Here is a 15734-nt window from a genome sequence, read left to right as displayed (position 1 = left end):
TAGCCGAGTGACCGGATGCACAGCAAAAGTATGGTCAGACCATTACCGAGTGTTTAGCTGAGGGTCAGAACAACCTTTCCAGTGTGCTCTCCCGAGTCGAAATACTCGTGAGCTGCCGCAACCTCTTCCAGCGGGAAGGTCTTGCCCAGATTGGGCTTAATAAGGCCCTTTTCCACCAGCGGCCAGACCGTCTTTTCTACCCCGGCAAGAATCTCTTTTTTCTCCTGCGCCGGGCGCGATCTCAGAGAGGTGGCGTGCAGGTTCAAACGGCGCGAGAGCATCTGCCGCAGATCAATTTCTGCTTCAGCACCACCCTGCAAACCAATGATGGTCAGGTGTCCTCCGGTTTTTAGGGTGCTGAGATTCTGCTTCAGGTATTTTGCTCCCACCACATCGAGAATAAAGTCCACACCCTCGGGGGCCTGCTCCTTGATAGCCTGCTCGAAATCCTGGGCCCGGTAGTTAATGGCTTCGGCACCCTGGCTCTGCAGGAAAGCGCACTTTTCAGGGGTTCCAGCGGTGGTAAAAACCTTCACACCCATGTTTTGCAAAAACTGAATTGCGTGCTGGCCAATACCGCCGGTACCGCCGTGCACCAGAGCCGTTTTACCCTGATTTTCCGCCAGTTCCGTTGACATACCGCAGGTGGGCACCAGATTAGAATAAACGGTTGCCGCCACCTCAATCAGACCGGCGGCTTCTTCAATCGAGACTCCCGCAGGCACGGGAAGAGTATGATCAGCATCGACCGCCACGTATTCGGCGTAGCCGCCACCTGCCAGCAGGGCTACCCGCTCCTGGCCGGCCAGAGCCGAATCGACGCCGTCCGCGACCTTCTCCACGGTGCCGGCAACTTCCAGCCCAAAGATGTTCGACGCCCCGGACGGCGGCGGGTAGAGTCCGCGACGCTGCATCACGTCTGCGCGGTTGATGCCTGCGGCAGCCACCTTGATGAGCACCTGGCCGGGTTCAAGCTCGGGCACCGGCTCATCGGTTACAGCCAGTACGTGAAAATCACCGTGTTCGTTTTCTACTACAGCTCGCATATTCCCCATTCTCTCGTGGCACCGTGGAATCCGCCACTTTTAATGTCGCCCACTTTGCAATGCGCGCAACATCTAGTAGAGTTTTACCTCGTCTGGATGGTTGTCCGAGCGGCCGAAGGAGCTGGTCTTGAAAACCAGTAGGCGGCAACCCCGTCTCAAGGGTTCAAATCCCTTACCATCCGCGTTATCAAAATCCCCGGGTTCTGTGGAGCCCGGGGATTTTTGTTTGCGCTTGCCGATTTTGACCTGTTCCCTTTAACCCGTTAGTATTGTCAATACTGTGTTGAACGTGGTTTTTGACGAGCCACACTCGATGCAGGCGTGGAGACGTGCCAGAGCGGCCGAATGGACTTCACTGCTAATGAAGGGCCGGGGTTAAACTCGGCCGGGGGTTCAAATCCCCCCGTCTCCGCAGATGCTAAAAGCCCCGGGTTCCTCAGGGAATCCGGGGCTTTTCTGTATCCAATAACCTCGGTTTGTACAGGGTTATCTCTTCTGTACAGCGGTATCTCTGTACGTCAGAGACAAGCCTGTACAAAATAAGTGGGTTATGGTCTTCTAAATTGCTCACAAACCAGCTGCACACCCGACCTGCTCAGAAGGTCTTGAAGGCAATCAGCCGGGCCTCGCCGTCCACCAGCTGATCCCACTCCCCCAACACCTCAAACACCGCCACCGAGGCCGGGGCAAAGCCGTAGGAAATCTCCATCGACGCCTCGTAGTCAGAGTCAGGGCGCATCAGCTGCAAGGCGGCGTCCTGGACACCGGGCAGGTGGGCAACCACCATCAGGGCATTCACGGTATCGGGAGCGTAATTAATGGCGGTGGTAATAGCCGAGGCGGGCGCGTTATAGAGACGCTCGTCCAAAGAGGCGGTGGGGGCCTTCTCGCCCAGGGCATCGGAGACCCAGGTGGTGGTCTGGCGAGTACGCAGGGCAGCCGAAGAAATAATCATCTCGGGCACAAAGCCCTGCTCGAGCAACCAGGCTCCCGCCTGCGGGGCCTGGCTGTGGCCGCGGGTAGTCAGAGGGCGGTTGAAATCATCCATACCCCAGTCAGCTTCAGCGTGGCGCATGATAATCAGCAGTCTGGAGTCATGACGGCGGGAAAGTTCAGACATAGTCACCAGTCTATTGATCGAGCAAAAACTGCTGCAAGAGGTAGACAGTTTCGGCGGGCTTATCGGCGTGAACCCAGTGGCCCGCCCCCTTGAGGGTCAGCTTGCGCACGCGGGGAAAGAGGGCCCGCATGGTCTGAGAATCTTCGGGCTGAATGTAGTGGGATTCGGCACCAGCGACCCAGAGCACCGGGCCGTCAAAGCTGAGGTCGGTGGAGGTCCAGTCCATGACTGTGTTCAGGCTACTGTAGAGCATTTCTAAATTGGGCTCCCAGACAAAGCCCCGGTCAGTTTTCTTGAGGTTCTGTAGCAGAAAGCCCCGGGTACCGTCTTGCGGAACTGCCGGCGCCAGCGCCTTGTTTGCCTGCCCCCGGGTGGTGAACTCCTGAATGGGTAGCTTCAGCATAGAACCGAGCAGGTGGTCGAAGTTTCCCCGCGAACTTGAGGGGGCAATGTCGAGCACCACCAGCTTGCTCACCAGCTCGGGGTGGCGCAGCGCCAGGCGCATGGCGACCTTGCCTCCCATAGAATGGCCCACCACGTTCACCGGCCCGGCTGAGGCAAAGTCAGCCTGCAGGGTGTGGGCCACCTGGTCAGCCATCTGATCGTAGTCAAAGGTCTCTGTCCAGGGCGAGGCACCGTGGTTGGGCAGATCTACCAGCAGGCTGGTGAAGTCATCGCCCAGTTTCTTGGCGATGGTGGCAAAGTTCTTGCCTCGACCCATGAGCCCGTGCAAAAACACTAGACGGTTCTCTCCGCTACCTACGGTTTCGGTGGCTAATTCCTGCATACGCTCCCCTACCTCTCTTCATTTCAAGCATACTAAAACCCCGCCGGGGCGAACCGGCGGGGTTATTCAGTGAAGTTTAGATGGAGTATTCGGGGGCTGCCCAAACAACAACCTCGGGGTGCTCGTAGAAGCGGTAGCCCTGACCGCGCACGGTGCGCACGGTGTTAGCCAAGCGGCCCAGCTTAGAACGCAGGCGACGAATATGAACGTCAATGGTGCGCTCGTTGGGGATTTCTTCGGCATCGCGCCAGAGGCTGGTCAGCAGTTCCTCACGGCCCACGGTGCGGGTACCGTTTTCCACCAGATAGTTGAGTAGCTCGAACTCCTTGTAGGTGAGGTTGAGAACCTCGCCGTCAAGAAAGACCTCGCGGCGGGAAAGGTCGATGAGGACGCCGACGCTGTGGGTGGGCTTGGAATCTGCGGCTGCGTTGGAGGTCGGGTTGAAGACCTCGGGCTGGTGATGCACGGCAGTGGGGTCGCCCAGCGCGTTGCGAACAACCTCAAGATCGGTACCCTCTGCATCTGCCGGAGCAAGCGCCACAGCGGCGTAGGAGTCTGACTCGGGAGCCAGGTTGTGGGCGTAGGCGCGCAGATCTTGAACAATCCGCACCAGAGAGGTGCCGTTGGCGGCCGCTGCCTCTTCAGAAAGACCCACGTAAATCACAAAGCCGCGTGCTTCGCTCTCGGCCTGGGCAGAACGCTGCGGAGCGGAATCGCTGTGGGCAACGGTCATGGGGCGCAGGTTAGCAGGCTGCTTAGAGGCAGGATGTTGGCCCTGATGAGAGTGGCCATAGGCGCGCTTGGCTGCTGCTGCCGAGCGGCTACGCTGTGAGATGTGTACGTACCCTGGTGCACCGGACATTTTTTCTACCTGCCTTATCGCGAAGTGGGATACAGCCGTGTTGTCAATAGTATTGAAAAACCACCGTTTGTTAGCTAGTGCTGTATCACTTTACATCTTCAATAGTTATAGCTTTTAGTGGATAAATCAAGTAATAATTTTGTCTTTTTCTATGCGCGAGAGTGTCGCAACCTCTCCGGGAAGTCTAGACAGGAATTTTTCGTCTCACTATATAGTGAATAGATATACATAAAAGCGTAGTTTATTCACACCAAAGCCGGATTTCCGACAATTTTCAGCGCAAAAACCGTTCATTTCACCCCTTCATTCAGAAGAAAATCGTAATGTCAAGCACATCTATCACACTCTGCCCAATCTCTGGCAGACTTTTGTTTTTATCCCAATAAAACGGTCACTAAAACCACCAAAACCATGCACAACCACATGCTCCCAAAGACCAAAAAGTTATTTGTTTATGACACTTCAAGTAGATACTTTTACAGGCTTATGTCGGTTTACTTCAGCTATATTTCGCGGTTTTTCGAGCACACTGGTCAATTTCCAGCAAACCACATACCAAATTGCCCGCCCACCCAGCCGACATTTTTCACCCACCCAACCCGGCGACATCCTACAGTTTCCTCCCCGGCCGAAGCCACACCCGAGTCAGCCCCCACAGCCACGTGGAGCCCCGATTTCCACCCCAAAAAGGGCAGTCTCTAAAGCGACAGAGCCCCGCAATCGTGCATAAAACGAACGGTTTATGCATTTTTAGGAATGAAAAAATGCGGAGGGCTCAAGAGCCTTCCGCATTTTAGTGTGAGCAAAGCCACCGCGCTTGGCAGCGGTTTTTGCCCAGGAAAATCTCAGAAACTGAGATTTTGCCGAGTACCTCTACTCAGCCAGGCCGTAGAGACGGTCACCGGCATCGCCCAGACCGGGAACAATGTAGGACTTCTCGTTGAGCTTTTCATCCTGAGCACACAGAAAGAGGTCAACGTTATCCATGCCTTCAACACCGGCTTCCAGGGCGGCAATGCCCTCAGGGGCACCGATAATACACAGGCAGGTAATGTGATCTGCTCCGCGCTTACGCAGGAACTTAATAGCCTCGATCAGGGTGCCGCCGGTGGCGAGCATGGGATCGAGTACGTAGACCTGGCGACCGGTTAGATCTTCGGGCAGGCGCTCGGCATAGGTGACGATGTCGAGAGTTTCTTCGTTGCGGGCCATGCCCAGAAAGCCAACCTCGGCGGTGGGAATCAGCTGGGTCATGCCCTCTAGCATTCCCAGGCCCGCGCGCAGAATGGGAACCACCAGCGGGCGGGGCTTGGTGAGCATTCGGCCGGTGGTTGCAGCCACTGGGGTCTCAATCTCCCGCTCCTCGGTACGGATAGTGCGGGTTGCCTCGTAGGACAGCAGGGCAACCAGTTCGCCTACCAGCTGGCGAAAAACCGGCGAGGGGGTCTTCTTGTTGCGAAGGACTGAAATCTTATGGTCCACCAGGGGGTGGTCAAGAACTGTTAGATGCATACCTTCATCCTATGTCCCCGGCGGTCACTTGTGGGTTATAGAACAAATCTGTGTCCCAGCACCTGCGGTATGGAACATTCTTGAATTTTGAGCTGAAACAGGCTCTCGGTACACCTAGATTCCTGTGGGGACACCAAAGGTACACGCAAAGCCCGGCTGAAAGGCCAAAGGTACACCTGTATTCCCTGGGTACACATCTAGATGTGTACCCAGGGAATACAGGTGTACCTACGCCAGCCAGACAATAAGAAACGTGTACTTTACCTATCGAGCTTCCTCGAAAGGCCACTTTTATACCGAAAATTGGAGAAAAACGGTCAAAAATTGGCCTCTCGACGAACATGGCAGCCCGTGCAAAAAACCCGCGGCCTCCCAGTACATCGGGAAACCGCGGGTTTCTTTGAAGCGGTGACGGAGGGATTTGAACCCTCGGTACGGGGTTACCGTACACAACATTTCGAGTGTTGCACCTTCGGCCGCTCGGACACGTCACCAACCTGGCTAACTTTACCCGCTGTAGCCAGCCAGCACAAATTTAAGACCGGTAAAAAGCCTAGGCCTTTATATAGGAGTCAATCATGAGCATCACCGGTAGCACCGATTCTTCGGCAGATCGGGGCGAGGAGTGCACCTCGCGGTCCATCGAGAGCATGAAGATTGAGCCGAAGATAGCCACAGACATAGTTCGAATATCCTGGCTGGAATCCACGCTGTAGCGGCTTGAGAGCCTTTGAAGCATCTTCTCAATCGCCTCAATCAGCTGGCCCCGAATCTCGATCAGGGTCGCTGACCACGATTCGGGCCCCTTCCAGGTCTCGGCAATCCAGAGCCGGGCGAACCCAGGATGTTCCTCAAGATACCGCAGGGCCGCCAGCACCCCGCCCCGCACGGCGGCGCGAGGGTCGTCGTCCTGGGCACCATGAACCACCTGGTCAGCCAGCAGCTGCGCGCCGTACTGGAGCAGCTGGTCAACCATGGTCTTTTTAGAACCGAAGTTGTAGTAGACGGTTCCCTTGGAGACTCCCGCTGCCAGCGCCACCTCTTCCACCGTGGTGGAAGAGGGGCCCTTGACGCTCATAATGGCCAGGGCGGCGTTGAAGAGCTTGTGCTGGGTGCGGTTGGTGCGGCCAGGACGGCGCGTTGCGGCGTCTGCGGCGGGAGCGGGGAAGCTGTAGCTGCCCTGCTCCGCGCGGTTGTCAGTCATCTTGGCTGGTGTGTGCATTAGACCGTAATCTCCGGGTTGAGTTTTTTCAGGTTCCAGGTGCGGCTCTTAATGGTACCCAGCAGGCTCAGGCCCAGGCCCACCAGCAGCCACAGAAGTAGCGCTGTGATGTCGGTCTGTAGGGCCGAGAGATCAATGCCGTAGGCCAGGCGACGCACGCCGGAGAGCGCGTAACCCATGGGGAAGAAGTCGTGCATCCACTGGATTGACTTGGGCAGGGTTTCCACGGGCATCATACCGCCTGCGGTCACCAGCTGAAGAATCAGAATCACCAGAGCCAGCAGCTTACCCGGCGATTCCAGCAGCACTACTAGTCCGCAGACCACCGCCGTGTAGCTGAGGGAGACCAGGGCGAGGAACCAGAAGACCGCCACCGGGTGCTCGAAGTGGAAGCCCAGGCCAAAGCGCACTACCGCGTAGAGCAGAACGGTCTGCAAGAAGCCGACCACACCAAAGGGCACCCAGGAGCCCAGCGCGATGCGCAGGGACGGCGCCTGAGAGGCGAGCGCGCGGGTGTTGGAGGGGCGCATGGTCTGTACCAGCATCAGCGCACCAATCCAGAGGGCGAGCACGATGAAGAAGGGGCCCATGCCCTCACCGTAGTTGGAGCCCGATGCCAGCGAGGTCTCGTCGAGGTTGACCGGGTCAGACATGGTATCGGCTACCTTGTTCTGGTCGGCCTCTGACAGGGAGGGAATCTGCTTGACGCCGTCCTGCAGGCCGGTGTTCAGCTCGTCGGCGCCGTCCCGAAGGTCGGCGGAGCCATCCTGTACCTGGCCCACACCGGAGTCAAGGTCTGAGGCGCCGGATTTGAGCTGGCCCGCGCCGTCATCGACCTTGAGCACGCCGGAGTTCAGTTGCTTCTGGCCGTCCAGGGCGGTCTGCTCACCGTCTGCCAGCTGGCCCGCGGCGTCCGCCAGGGAGGAGGAACCGCTGGAGAGCTGGCTGGTGCCGTCGGCAAGTTCACCGGCGCCGTCTGCCAGGGTGGCCGAGCCGTCAGAGAGCTGGCTGGTGCCGTCGGCTAGCTGGTTGGCTCCGGTCTCAAGGGCGGCAGCGCCGGATTCCAGGTCAGTGGCGCCCTTGTCGAGGTCGTCTGCACCGCCTGCCAGCTCGCCCATCTTTTCGTCGAGGGTCGAGGCTCCGGTGGCGAGATCCTGGGCACCGGTGTTGGCTTCGGCCACGCCGTCTGCTAGATCCTGGGCACCGGTGTTGAGGTCGGAGGCACCGGTGGCGAGATCCTGGGCACCGGTGTTGATCTGATCAACCGCACCGGTCAGCGAGTCGATGTCGGTGGCAACCTTGGAGGTGCCGTCGGTGGCGCAGGAGCTACCCAAATCGGTGAGCTGACCACTGATTTGATCCAGGGCCCGCTGGTTGGTTTCGGTCAGCTGCTGCTTGGTCTGCTGGCTGGTGAGATCGCCCGCCAGCTGGTCAACCTGTGCCTGGGTCAGGGTGCCGTCTGCCACCAGCGGTGCCAGGTTTGCCCTAAGGTCTTTAGAGAGCTGCTCGGTCACCTGATCGGTCAGGGACGACGCCGCCCCCGGCTGGTTCTCGGCGGCCGAGAGGTCGGTGCAGACCTGGGTCAGGGCAGAGGAAATATCGTTGAGACCAGACTCAGAGAGCTTGGTGTTGAGCTCTTGGGTTCCCTCTGCCAGCCGGGTTGCGCCGTCGGAGAGCTGGCCGGTGCCGTCGGCTAGCTGGTTGGCGCCGTCCGTGAGCTGGCCGGTGCCATCGGCGAGCTGGCTTGCTCCGTCGGAGAGCTGGCCGGTACCGTCGGCAAGTTGGTTGGCACCGTCGGAGAGCTGGCCGGTACCGTCCTTGAGACTGACCGTGCCGTCGTGCAGGGTCTTAGCGCCGTCAGCAAGATCAGCGGCGCCACCGGCGGCGGTTGCCATGTTGGTGCTCAGCGTATCTGCACCGGCGGAAAGCTGCTGGGCGCCGTCATTAGCGTCGGACGCACCGCCCGCCAAAGTATCAGCGCCGTCGGAGAGCTGGGAGGAGCCGTCGGCAAGCTGCTGCTGGCCGTCCACCAGCTGGTCTGAGCCATCTACCAGCTGACCGGTGCCGTCTTTGAGGGTCACCGTACCGTTAGAAAGGTCGGCGGTGCCGTCTTTAACCTGCCCAATAGCGTCATTGAGCTGCACAGTACCGTCGGCGAGCTGGGCGGAGCCGTCTGAGGCATCCTGCAGGTTATTGTGAATATCGGTAAAACTTGCCAGCAGGGTGTTGGCGGTTTCGTTGCCCACCTCAGACGCCACGGTGTCGCGTACCGAGGTACCCGCCTTAGAGACAATGTTGGTCAGAATGTAGTTGTTGGCATCGTTGGTAATCACCTCAAGCCCGGCGGCCCGGGGGTCGATTTCACCGGTATTACCGTTCTCATCGGGTTTAAAAGAGCCCGCCGACTGCAGGTTCTCCGAAAAGTCCTGAGGAATCACCAGGGCAAAGTCGTAGTCCCCATCGGTAACCTCTTGAACGGCCTCATCGCGGGTGGCAACATCGTGCCAGTCGAAGTCCGCAGACTCCTTGAGGTTATCCGCTACGTCTTGGCCGGTGTTCACGTGCTCACCGTCAGAGTTCTGCGCGCCGGCGTCCTGCATCACCAGGGCACCGCTCACCTCGTCTACATTGCCGTAGGGGTCCCAGTTAGCGTAGAGGTAAATACCGCCGTAGAGCAGCGGAATACACGCCATAGCAATCAGAACCAGCTTGGGCAAAATGCCCGCTGACATGCGTTTTAGCTCGGAAAGAGCCACCCGTAAAGCGCTCATGATGCTCGCTCCTCTACAGTCTCATCAACGGTCTCTAGTATTCCGGTCTGGGATTTAGCACTCAGTGAAGTATCTTGGTGGGCATCCCCCACCACGGCCCGCTTGCCGTGCCACTTGCTCGAAATATGGGGCACCACGGCAATCACAATCCGCGGGTGGTCTGGGTCTTCGGCCAGTCGCCGCAGGTAGGGCAGCCAAAATTCTGTGTGGTTCAGGTGGCGGCTGGGAGTATCAAAAACCAGCACATCGGCGTGGGTGTAACTACAGGCCAGGGCGCTCATCAGACGAATATTTTGATCGCCGGTCAGCTGCTCGTTCCAGAGGTTATCCAGGTCTGCTAAGTCGTGTTCTGCCAGCCACTTGGCGCTACGGGGCCTGCGCAGGGAGCCCATGGTGTAGCTGAGCATCTCTGACACGTAGTCGCGCACCCGCATGTGGTTCTCGGGTTCGTTGACGTTGGGTGAATCAATCAGCTCAGACCTCTTGCGCAGCAACTTCATGCTGACCTTTTTCTCCTGCTCGGTCTCAGGATCTTCAAAGGTTACCGACCCGCCCGAGGGCTTCATACGCCCGGTCAGGGTCAGAGATAAAGCGGTGCGTTCCAGCTGGCTGTCTGCCTGGATAATCAGCACTTCACCGGGTTCCACTTCAAAGCTGGTGGGGCCAAAAAGCGGATTGTGCCGCCCCGAGGCCCAGATGTCTCTCACTACGAGCATGTTTCCCTCTTTCGCGTTGTGGCCGATTCCGAATCTTTTAGTTTCGGAACAGTACACTTGATTCTAAGTAAAACTGACTGGTCAGTTCAAATAGAGGGAATGTGAAGTTTTAGGCAATACTGTGTGACCCGGGACAAGGTAAAACGCTCCGGGGCTAAGTCAGACTAGCGCTGTTCCCTAAAGAAATCCTTGAGCAGCTGCGCGCACTCCTGCTCCCGCACGCCAGAGAACACTTCTACCCAGTGGGGGTAGCGGCGGTCGCGCAGCACATCGTAGAGGGAGCCCACCGCCCCGGTTTTCTCTTCCCAGGCACCAAAAATGAGCCGGGGAATCCGCGCCAGCAGAATAGACCCTGCGCACATCAGGCAGGGCTCTAAGGTCACCACCAGGGTGCAGTTCTCTAGCCGCCAGCTACCCAGGTGCTCGGCAGCCTGACGAATGGCCAGCACCTCGGCATGGGCGGTGGGGTCACGATCAGCTTCGCGGCGGTTGAAGCCGGTGCCGATCACCTGCCCGCTTTCATCGAGGACGACGGCGCCGATCGGCACGTCCTCACTCGCCAGGGCTCGCTGGGCTTGGGCAAGGGCAAGGCCCATCCACTCCCCCGCCTGCTGCGGGGCTTTGATAGTGGCTCGGGTATATTCCGGAAAGTCCATATATCTTCCCCTAGTGGTTTGCCGCCAGCGCGAAGGGCAGCACCGCAGAGGCCCCCGCCTGCCGCAGCTGCTGCGCCACCACGGTAAAGCTCCAGCGCGAATCTACTTCTTCGGAGACCAGCAGCACCGGCACCGGGCTCTGCGCCAGATACTGCTTGATAGAATCAGTCAGCTCAAAAGCCCTATAAACCCCGGCACAGCGAAAGACCGAGTTACCGCCATAATGGGCGGGGTCTGCCACCAGGTTGACTGCCCCCAAATCGTGCAGTTGACCCACCTGCGCCAGGCCCCGCGCCAGCGAATCCACTAGCTGGGGGCGCACCGGTGAGGGAAGAGAAACCACAGCAGCCGGGCGCTGGCTCCACTCCCATTCGCCGAGCACCCGCACGCAGGCCCGGCCCAGATCAGCCGGAACAGCGCCGTCCTGCGGATTACCCTGCGCGTCGGGGGCAAAAATCTCGCGCAGGCGGTTGCCCCAGCCCAAGTCAGACAGGCGTGCCAGGGCCCTACCCTCCTCAGCACGCAGAGCGGGCTTGATATTGCCTCGCACCCCCTCGATACCCAGCTGGTCTAGGCCGGAGGGCCACTGGCGGCGCGGCTCAATGGGCACGCCTGCCCGGTGCAGGTTCTGCCCCGCCAGCTGAGCCGCCTGCTCGCTAAAGTCAGCCGGGTACCAGGGCCCGGCACAGTTATCGCAGATACCGCAGGGCTGGGCCGTCATATCGTCAAGACCCTGCGCCAGAAAGACCATGCGGCAGGTAGAGGTGGCCTCGTAGGCGAGCATCTCATCCTGCTCTTTGAGGCGGGCGGCAGCCACCCGCTCATAGCGTTGGGCGTCGTAGGTCCAGGGGGCGCCGGTGGAGACCCAGCCGCCGTCCACCCGCTGCACCGCCCCCTCAACCGCCAGCACTTTCAGCAGTAGCTCAATGGAATTACGCCGCACGTCTACCCGGGGTTCCAGAGCCGGAACAGACAGCGCCTGCCCGCCAGCCGTAGCTTCCTCCAGGGCGGCTAAAAGCTGGCCGGTATTCTCCCGGGTGGGCATCGAGGCGGTAGCAAAGTACTCCCAGATTTCCCGGTCTTCGCTACCGGGCATGAGCAAAACATCGGCGTCGATAGCGCCGCGGCCCGCACGGCCCACCTGCTGGTAATAGGCAACCGCCGACGACGGCGCCCCCAGGTGCACCACAAACCCCAGGTCTGGCTTGTCAAAACCCATACCCAAAGCGCTGGTTGCCACCAGGGCCTTCACCCGGTTCTCTTTCAGCGCCGTCTCTGCCTCAAGGCGCTCTTCGGGGTCAGTCTTACCGGTATAGGCCAGCACGTCAAAGCCCGCCTGGCGCAGGGTGGCGGCGGTATCCTCCGCCGCAGAAACCGTTAGCGCATAGATAATGCCCGAGCCCTTGAAGGAATTGAGGTGCTCTATCAGCCAAGCCACCCGCTGCTGCGAGTGTTGCAAACTCAGCACGCCCAGCCGCAGGGAGCTTCGAGACAGCGGACCGCGCAGAATAAAGACCTGCTCCGCCCGCCTTTCTTCTGAGGACGACGCCGCGGCTGCGCGCTCCCCCGCCGCGTGCACGCCCAGCTGCTCAGCGACGTCCTCAACCACCCTCTCATTAGCGGTTGCCGTGGTTGCCAGCACCGGCACACTGGCGGGTAGCTCGGCAATCAGGTTGCGAATGCGGCGGTAGTCGGGGCGGAAGTCGTGGCCCCAGTCAGAAATACAGTGGGCCTCATCTACCACCAGCAAACCCATGCTGCTGACGATGCGGGGCATCCAGTCGGTGATGAACCGGGGATTATTCAGACGCTCGGGGCCCACCAGGAGCACATCAATCTCGTTATTGTTCAGCCCCTGCTGAACACGATCCCAGTCGGTCACGTTAGAGGAATTGACCATCTCTGCGCGCACACCCGCCCGCTCGGCCGCCTGCACCTGATCGCGCATTAGAGCCAGCAGGGGCGAGACGATCAGGGCTGGCCCGGCCCCTCGCCTGCGCATGAGCAGGGCAGCGATAAAGTAAACGGCTGACTTACCCCAGCCGGTTCGCTGAATCACCAGGGCCCGGCGACGGTCGGCAACCAGCGCCTCAATAGCTTCAAACTGCCCCTGATGAAAGACGGCGTGCGGGTTACCGGTGAGCTTCTGCAAGAGCTCAAGAGCCTCGGCATGGAGTTCAGAATTGGAGTGCGCAGTCATGAAACCAGTCTATCCCCCCACACAAGAGGTAACTTAAGGCTCAAAATACACTCAGATTCAACCGATTCTGACAGTTTGGCAAACAGTTGCCAACTGCACAGCCAGGGCACAGTTTGTTAAGAAAACCTAAGGGTAGAATCAAACTGATATTTTCAGATGAGAAAGTGCACTATGAGCAGTCTTCTTCTAGCGGCAAATCTAGCCGCTAACGCCCCCCATGCCCCGCTAGCGCTGTTGGGCCTAGACATTGAGCAGATTCTTGAAGCCGCTGGCCCCTGGGCGCTGGGCGTTGTCTCCCTCATTGTTTTTATTGAGTCGGGCGTGCTTTTCCCTTTCCTGCCGGGCGATTCCCTGCTCTTTACTCTGGGGCTGATTCACACCCAGCTGGGGCTGAATCTCTGGGTGATGCTGCTCTGCCTCTGCATCGCAGCTATCTTGGGAGACCAGGTGGGCTACTGGCTGGGGCACAAGTTTGGTCGTAAGCTCTTCAAGCCTGATGCTCGTGTTCTGAACACCGCTAACCTTGTAGCTGCGCAGAATTTCTTTGCCAAGTACGGCGGTAAAGCCCTGGTACTGGCCCGCTTCGTTCCCATTGTGCGAACCTTCGTTCCACTGGCGGCGGGTATGGCAAGCTACCGCTACCGCGACTTTGCCAAGTGGAACATCACCGGTGCAATCTCCTGGGTTTTCATTCTCACCTTTGCCGGGGTTTTCTTGGGAAGTATTCCCTTCATTCGCAACAACGTTGAGGCAATCGTAATTGTGATTGTGCTGGTCTCGGTGTTGCCGGTGGTCTTTGAAATTCTCAAGGAACGCCGCAAGAACAAGAAGGCCTAACACCCTTTATTGAGTACACATTGAGAGCGCCAGTACACATCTAGATGTGTACTGGCGCTCTCAATGTGTACTCAGCGAGTGGTGGGGTTACTCAGCTACCCAGCCGATGTTCGACCACATCTGCGGGTTGTACTTGGGGTCGCCGAAGAGACCAACACCGTAGTTTGCCAGACCGGTCTTTGCCACATAGATGTCCGGGGTGTTGAAGACGGTACCCATGATGGCAAATTCCTCCATGTGCTTGCGCTCAATCTCGTTAGCCTTCTTATTGCGCTCAACGTCGTCCTGAATTGCCCCCATCTCCTCAATCATCTGGTCAATCTCACCGGAGCCCTCACCATCGTTGTTGGAAGAGTCGTAGTACTGCTTAGCAGCCAGGGTTGCGTCAGAGCCTACGGTGTAGCCCGAGAAGGTCAGGTCAAACTCCTTATTACCAACCACGGTACCAAAGTTAGCGTCGGGCTGGTTGTCGACGGTGCACTCGATACCGGCGTCCTTCATCTGCTGTGACAGAGTCTGAGCCAGCGCTGACGAAACGGGGTCATCGCCGAAGATGGTCACAGCGAACTTAGCGTTCTTGCCATCTTTCTGGTAGTAGTCACCGGACTTGGTGTAACCGGCTTCCTCCAAAATCTGGCCGGCGTCCCAATTCTCGGTGACCATACCGAAGTTATCTTCGTAGTACTCGGAGAAAGGCATGAGCATCATGGAGCCAGGGAGCTCCTCGGTCCAGTTCAGGCCGTTGAAACGAACATCTGCCAGCGCCTTGCGGTCGACGGCGGCAAAGATAGCCTTACGCATCTCCAGAGGTAGACGGAAGGAAGACATATTCAAACCACCGGAGAAGAGACGCTGGCCGCGGCGCACCTCGGTGCCTTCCGTACCCTCCACATCCTTGTAAGCGGTCAGAGTGGAGGCACCGATGACGTCGATTTCACCGTTCTTAAAGGCTGCTCGGGCCGCAGATGCCTCCATCTGGCGGAAGGTAATGCGTTCCAGCAGAGGCTTCTCGCCCCACCAGTTCTCGTTGGGAACCAGAGTTGCGACCTTTTCTGAAGAGTTCCACTTCTCCAGCTTGAAGGGGCCAGCCTGCCACTCGTTATGAACATCGTCAATGAAGCCGTTGTTAAAAACTTCCTTGTCATTGAGGGCCGGGTGGAACACGCCCGAGCCGAAAATATCGGAGATGGGGTAGTAGGTCTTTGACATGGTGACCCGAATATTCTCGCCGTCCTGCTCAATAGACTCAATGTACTCGTGGGGGCCGGCATCAACAATGTTGAAGCCGCGTTCGCCACCCTTGCCAAGAATCTCCCAGGTGGTGCGGAGAGCCTCAATATCAATGGGGGTACCGTCGTTGAACTTGGCGTCGGGGTTGAGCTTAATAACCAGGGTCTGCTTATCCCCCTGCTTCTCTTCCTCGAAAGACTCACAGAAGTCAGGGTTAGGAGTCCAGTTTCCCTCATAGTCGCTGTGCCATAGACCGGTGTTGGTAATCGGAGAGAGGGCCGAAATCATCACAGCAGTGTAGGAGGAGTTACCGCTTGCAGAGTTGGTATTGAAGTCGGGGCCCAGCTGCGTGGAGGGCAGACGGAGCTCGCCGCCCTCCTGCAGCTCAGAGCGCTCCTTAGGATTCACGCTAATGAGCGAAGCAATATCCTCACCCACGCCCAGTGCAGATGCAGATTCAGCATTAGACGCCCCGCCGGCCTCATTACCACCACCGCAGGCGGTCAGCAGCCCAAGACCACCCAGCACAGCGGAGCCAGTGAAAAGACTACGGCGGGTCAAAAGAAAGTTCTTCGACATAGAAAACTCCGTTCAAAATAACATTTTTATATAGGTGTAACCTATATCTCATTTTCAGTGTTTATATCTAATCTCAAGAAAGCGCGTATGACAAGTTAGACACGTCATATTTTTGCATCATAGGTATTTATTTAAAGGCATAAAGCGACAGTCTGAAGGGGCGGCCAACTGGCATCGGGGCTGGCGTTTAAGGGAG

General features: G+C 58.3%; 12 protein-coding genes and 3 tRNA genes. 3 read left to right on the top strand and 12 right to left on the bottom strand.

Annotated features, from left to right (window positions below):
• Window positions 1-53 precede the first annotated feature (53 nt).
• Window positions 54-1046, bottom strand: a complete 993-nt coding sequence (locus IEV00_RS08880) for an NAD(P)H-quinone oxidoreductase (protein ID WP_188360005.1) — start codon at window positions 1044-1046, stop codon at window positions 54-56.
• Between the two features lie 94 nt (window positions 1047-1140).
• Between IEV00_RS08880 and IEV00_RS08875 the strand changes: the two genes are divergently transcribed.
• Both IEV00_RS08875 and IEV00_RS08870 read left to right on the top strand, forming a co-directional pair.
• Window positions 1141-1228: transfer RNA gene (locus IEV00_RS08875), tRNA-Ser, on the top strand.
• Between the two features lie 141 nt (window positions 1229-1369).
• A tRNA-Ser gene (locus IEV00_RS08870) sits at window positions 1370-1458 on the top strand.
• 183 nt (window positions 1459-1641) lie between these two features.
• Here the strand turns inward: IEV00_RS08870 and IEV00_RS08865 are convergent.
• The 10 genes from IEV00_RS08865 to IEV00_RS08820 form a co-directional block, all read right to left on the bottom strand.
• Complete coding sequence (locus IEV00_RS08865) at window positions 1642-2166, bottom strand: SixA phosphatase family protein (RefSeq protein WP_188360004.1); 525 nt, start codon at window positions 2164-2166, stop codon at window positions 1642-1644.
• A gap of 10 nt (window positions 2167-2176) precedes the next feature.
• Window positions 2177-2953 (bottom strand): alpha/beta fold hydrolase, encoded by a 777-nt coding sequence (locus IEV00_RS08860; RefSeq protein ID WP_188360003.1) that lies wholly within the window; start codon window positions 2951-2953, stop codon window positions 2177-2179.
• A 76-nt stretch (window positions 2954-3029) separates the two neighbouring features.
• On the bottom strand, window positions 3030-3815 hold the full coding sequence (locus IEV00_RS08855; protein WP_188360002.1) for a winged helix-turn-helix domain-containing protein: 786 nt from the start codon (window positions 3813-3815) through the stop codon (window positions 3030-3032).
• Between the two features lie 873 nt (window positions 3816-4688).
• Window positions 4689-5327, bottom strand: coding sequence for a uracil phosphoribosyltransferase (gene upp / locus IEV00_RS08850; RefSeq protein WP_188360001.1), 639 nt, complete (start codon window positions 5325-5327; stop codon window positions 4689-4691).
• 406 nt (window positions 5328-5733) lie between these two features.
• A tRNA-Ser gene (locus tag IEV00_RS08845) sits at window positions 5734-5821 on the bottom strand.
• A 59-nt stretch (window positions 5822-5880) separates the two neighbouring features.
• On the bottom strand, window positions 5881-6549 hold the full coding sequence (locus IEV00_RS08840; protein ID WP_229723158.1) for a TetR/AcrR family transcriptional regulator: 669 nt from the start codon (window positions 6547-6549) through the stop codon (window positions 5881-5883).
• Complete coding sequence (locus tag IEV00_RS08835) at window positions 6549-9320, bottom strand: YhgE/Pip domain-containing protein (protein ID WP_188360000.1); 2772 nt, start codon at window positions 9318-9320, stop codon at window positions 6549-6551. Before IEV00_RS08835 ends, IEV00_RS08840 begins: the two co-directional genes overlap by 1 nt.
• Window positions 9317-10036 (bottom strand): ABC transporter ATP-binding protein, encoded by a 720-nt coding sequence (locus IEV00_RS08830; protein ID WP_188359999.1) that lies wholly within the window; start codon window positions 10034-10036, stop codon window positions 9317-9319. The genes IEV00_RS08835 and IEV00_RS08830 overlap by 4 nt, the downstream gene beginning before the upstream one ends.
• A gap of 164 nt (window positions 10037-10200) precedes the next feature.
• A complete protein-coding gene (gene tadA / locus IEV00_RS08825) occupies window positions 10201-10692 on the bottom strand; it encodes a tRNA adenosine(34) deaminase TadA (protein ID WP_188359998.1) in 492 nt (163 codons plus the stop codon).
• A 10-nt stretch (window positions 10693-10702) separates the two neighbouring features.
• Window positions 10703-12892 (bottom strand): RecQ family ATP-dependent DNA helicase, encoded by a 2190-nt coding sequence (locus tag IEV00_RS08820; protein ID WP_188359997.1) that lies wholly within the window; start codon window positions 12890-12892, stop codon window positions 10703-10705.
• A gap of 171 nt (window positions 12893-13063) precedes the next feature.
• Here IEV00_RS08820 and IEV00_RS08815 point away from each other — a divergent pair, with 171 nt between their 5' ends.
• Window positions 13064-13729: a VTT domain-containing protein gene (locus IEV00_RS08815; RefSeq protein ID WP_188359996.1), complete on the top strand. Its 666-nt coding sequence runs from the start codon at window positions 13064-13066 to the stop codon at window positions 13727-13729.
• A gap of 87 nt (window positions 13730-13816) precedes the next feature.
• On the opposite strand, the gene IEV00_RS08810 is transcribed toward IEV00_RS08815, so the two are convergent.
• Entirely contained in the window at window positions 13817-15538 is a 1722-nt protein-coding gene (locus IEV00_RS08810; protein ID WP_188359995.1) for an ABC transporter family substrate-binding protein, read from the bottom strand.
• Window positions 15539-15734 lie beyond the last annotated feature (196 nt).

The sequence above is a fragment of the Rothia aerolata genome (genome assembly GCF_014635585.1).
GTDB lineage: Bacteria > Actinomycetota > Actinomycetes > Actinomycetales > Micrococcaceae > Rothia > Rothia aerolata.
The sequence above is the reverse complement of the archived record's forward strand: the minus strand, read 5'-3'. Positions and strand labels throughout refer to the sequence as shown.

What these genes read in the sequence shown, in the direction of transcription:
- IEV00_RS08810 (WP_188359995.1), bottom strand. Translation starts at nt 15,538, where the DNA reads ATGTCGAAGAACTTTCTTTTGACCCGCCGTAGTCTTTTCACTGGCTCC.
- IEV00_RS08820 (WP_188359997.1), bottom strand. Translation starts at nt 12,892, where the DNA reads ATGACTGCGCACTCCAATTCTGAACTCCATGCCGAGGCTCTTGAGCTC.
- IEV00_RS08860 (WP_188360003.1), bottom strand. Translation starts at nt 2,953, where the DNA reads ATGCAGGAATTAGCCACCGAAACCGTAGGTAGCGGAGAGAACCGTCTA.
- IEV00_RS08840 (WP_229723158.1), bottom strand. Translation starts at nt 6,549, where the DNA reads ATGCACACACCAGCCAAGATGACTGACAACCGCGCGGAGCAGGGCAGC.
- tadA (WP_188359998.1), bottom strand. Translation starts at nt 10,692, where the DNA reads ATGGACTTTCCGGAATATACCCGAGCCACTATCAAAGCCCCGCAGCAG.
- IEV00_RS08855 (WP_188360002.1), bottom strand. Translation starts at nt 3,815, where the DNA reads ATGTCCGGTGCACCAGGGTACGTACACATCTCACAGCGTAGCCGCTCG.
- IEV00_RS08865 (WP_188360004.1), bottom strand. Translation starts at nt 2,166, where the DNA reads ATGTCTGAACTTTCCCGCCGTCATGACTCCAGACTGCTGATTATCATG.
- IEV00_RS08835 (WP_188360000.1), bottom strand. Translation starts at nt 9,320, where the DNA reads ATGAGCGCTTTACGGGTGGCTCTTTCCGAGCTAAAACGCATGTCAGCG.
- upp (WP_188360001.1), bottom strand. Translation starts at nt 5,327, where the DNA reads ATGCATCTAACAGTTCTTGACCACCCCCTGGTGGACCATAAGATTTCA.
- IEV00_RS08830 (WP_188359999.1), bottom strand. Translation starts at nt 10,036, where the DNA reads ATGCTCGTAGTGAGAGACATCTGGGCCTCGGGGCGGCACAATCCGCTT.
- IEV00_RS08880 (WP_188360005.1), bottom strand. Translation starts at nt 1,046, where the DNA reads ATGCGAGCTGTAGTAGAAAACGAACACGGTGATTTTCACGTACTGGCT.
- IEV00_RS08815 (WP_188359996.1), top strand. Translation starts at nt 13,064, where the DNA reads ATGAGCAGTCTTCTTCTAGCGGCAAATCTAGCCGCTAACGCCCCCCAT.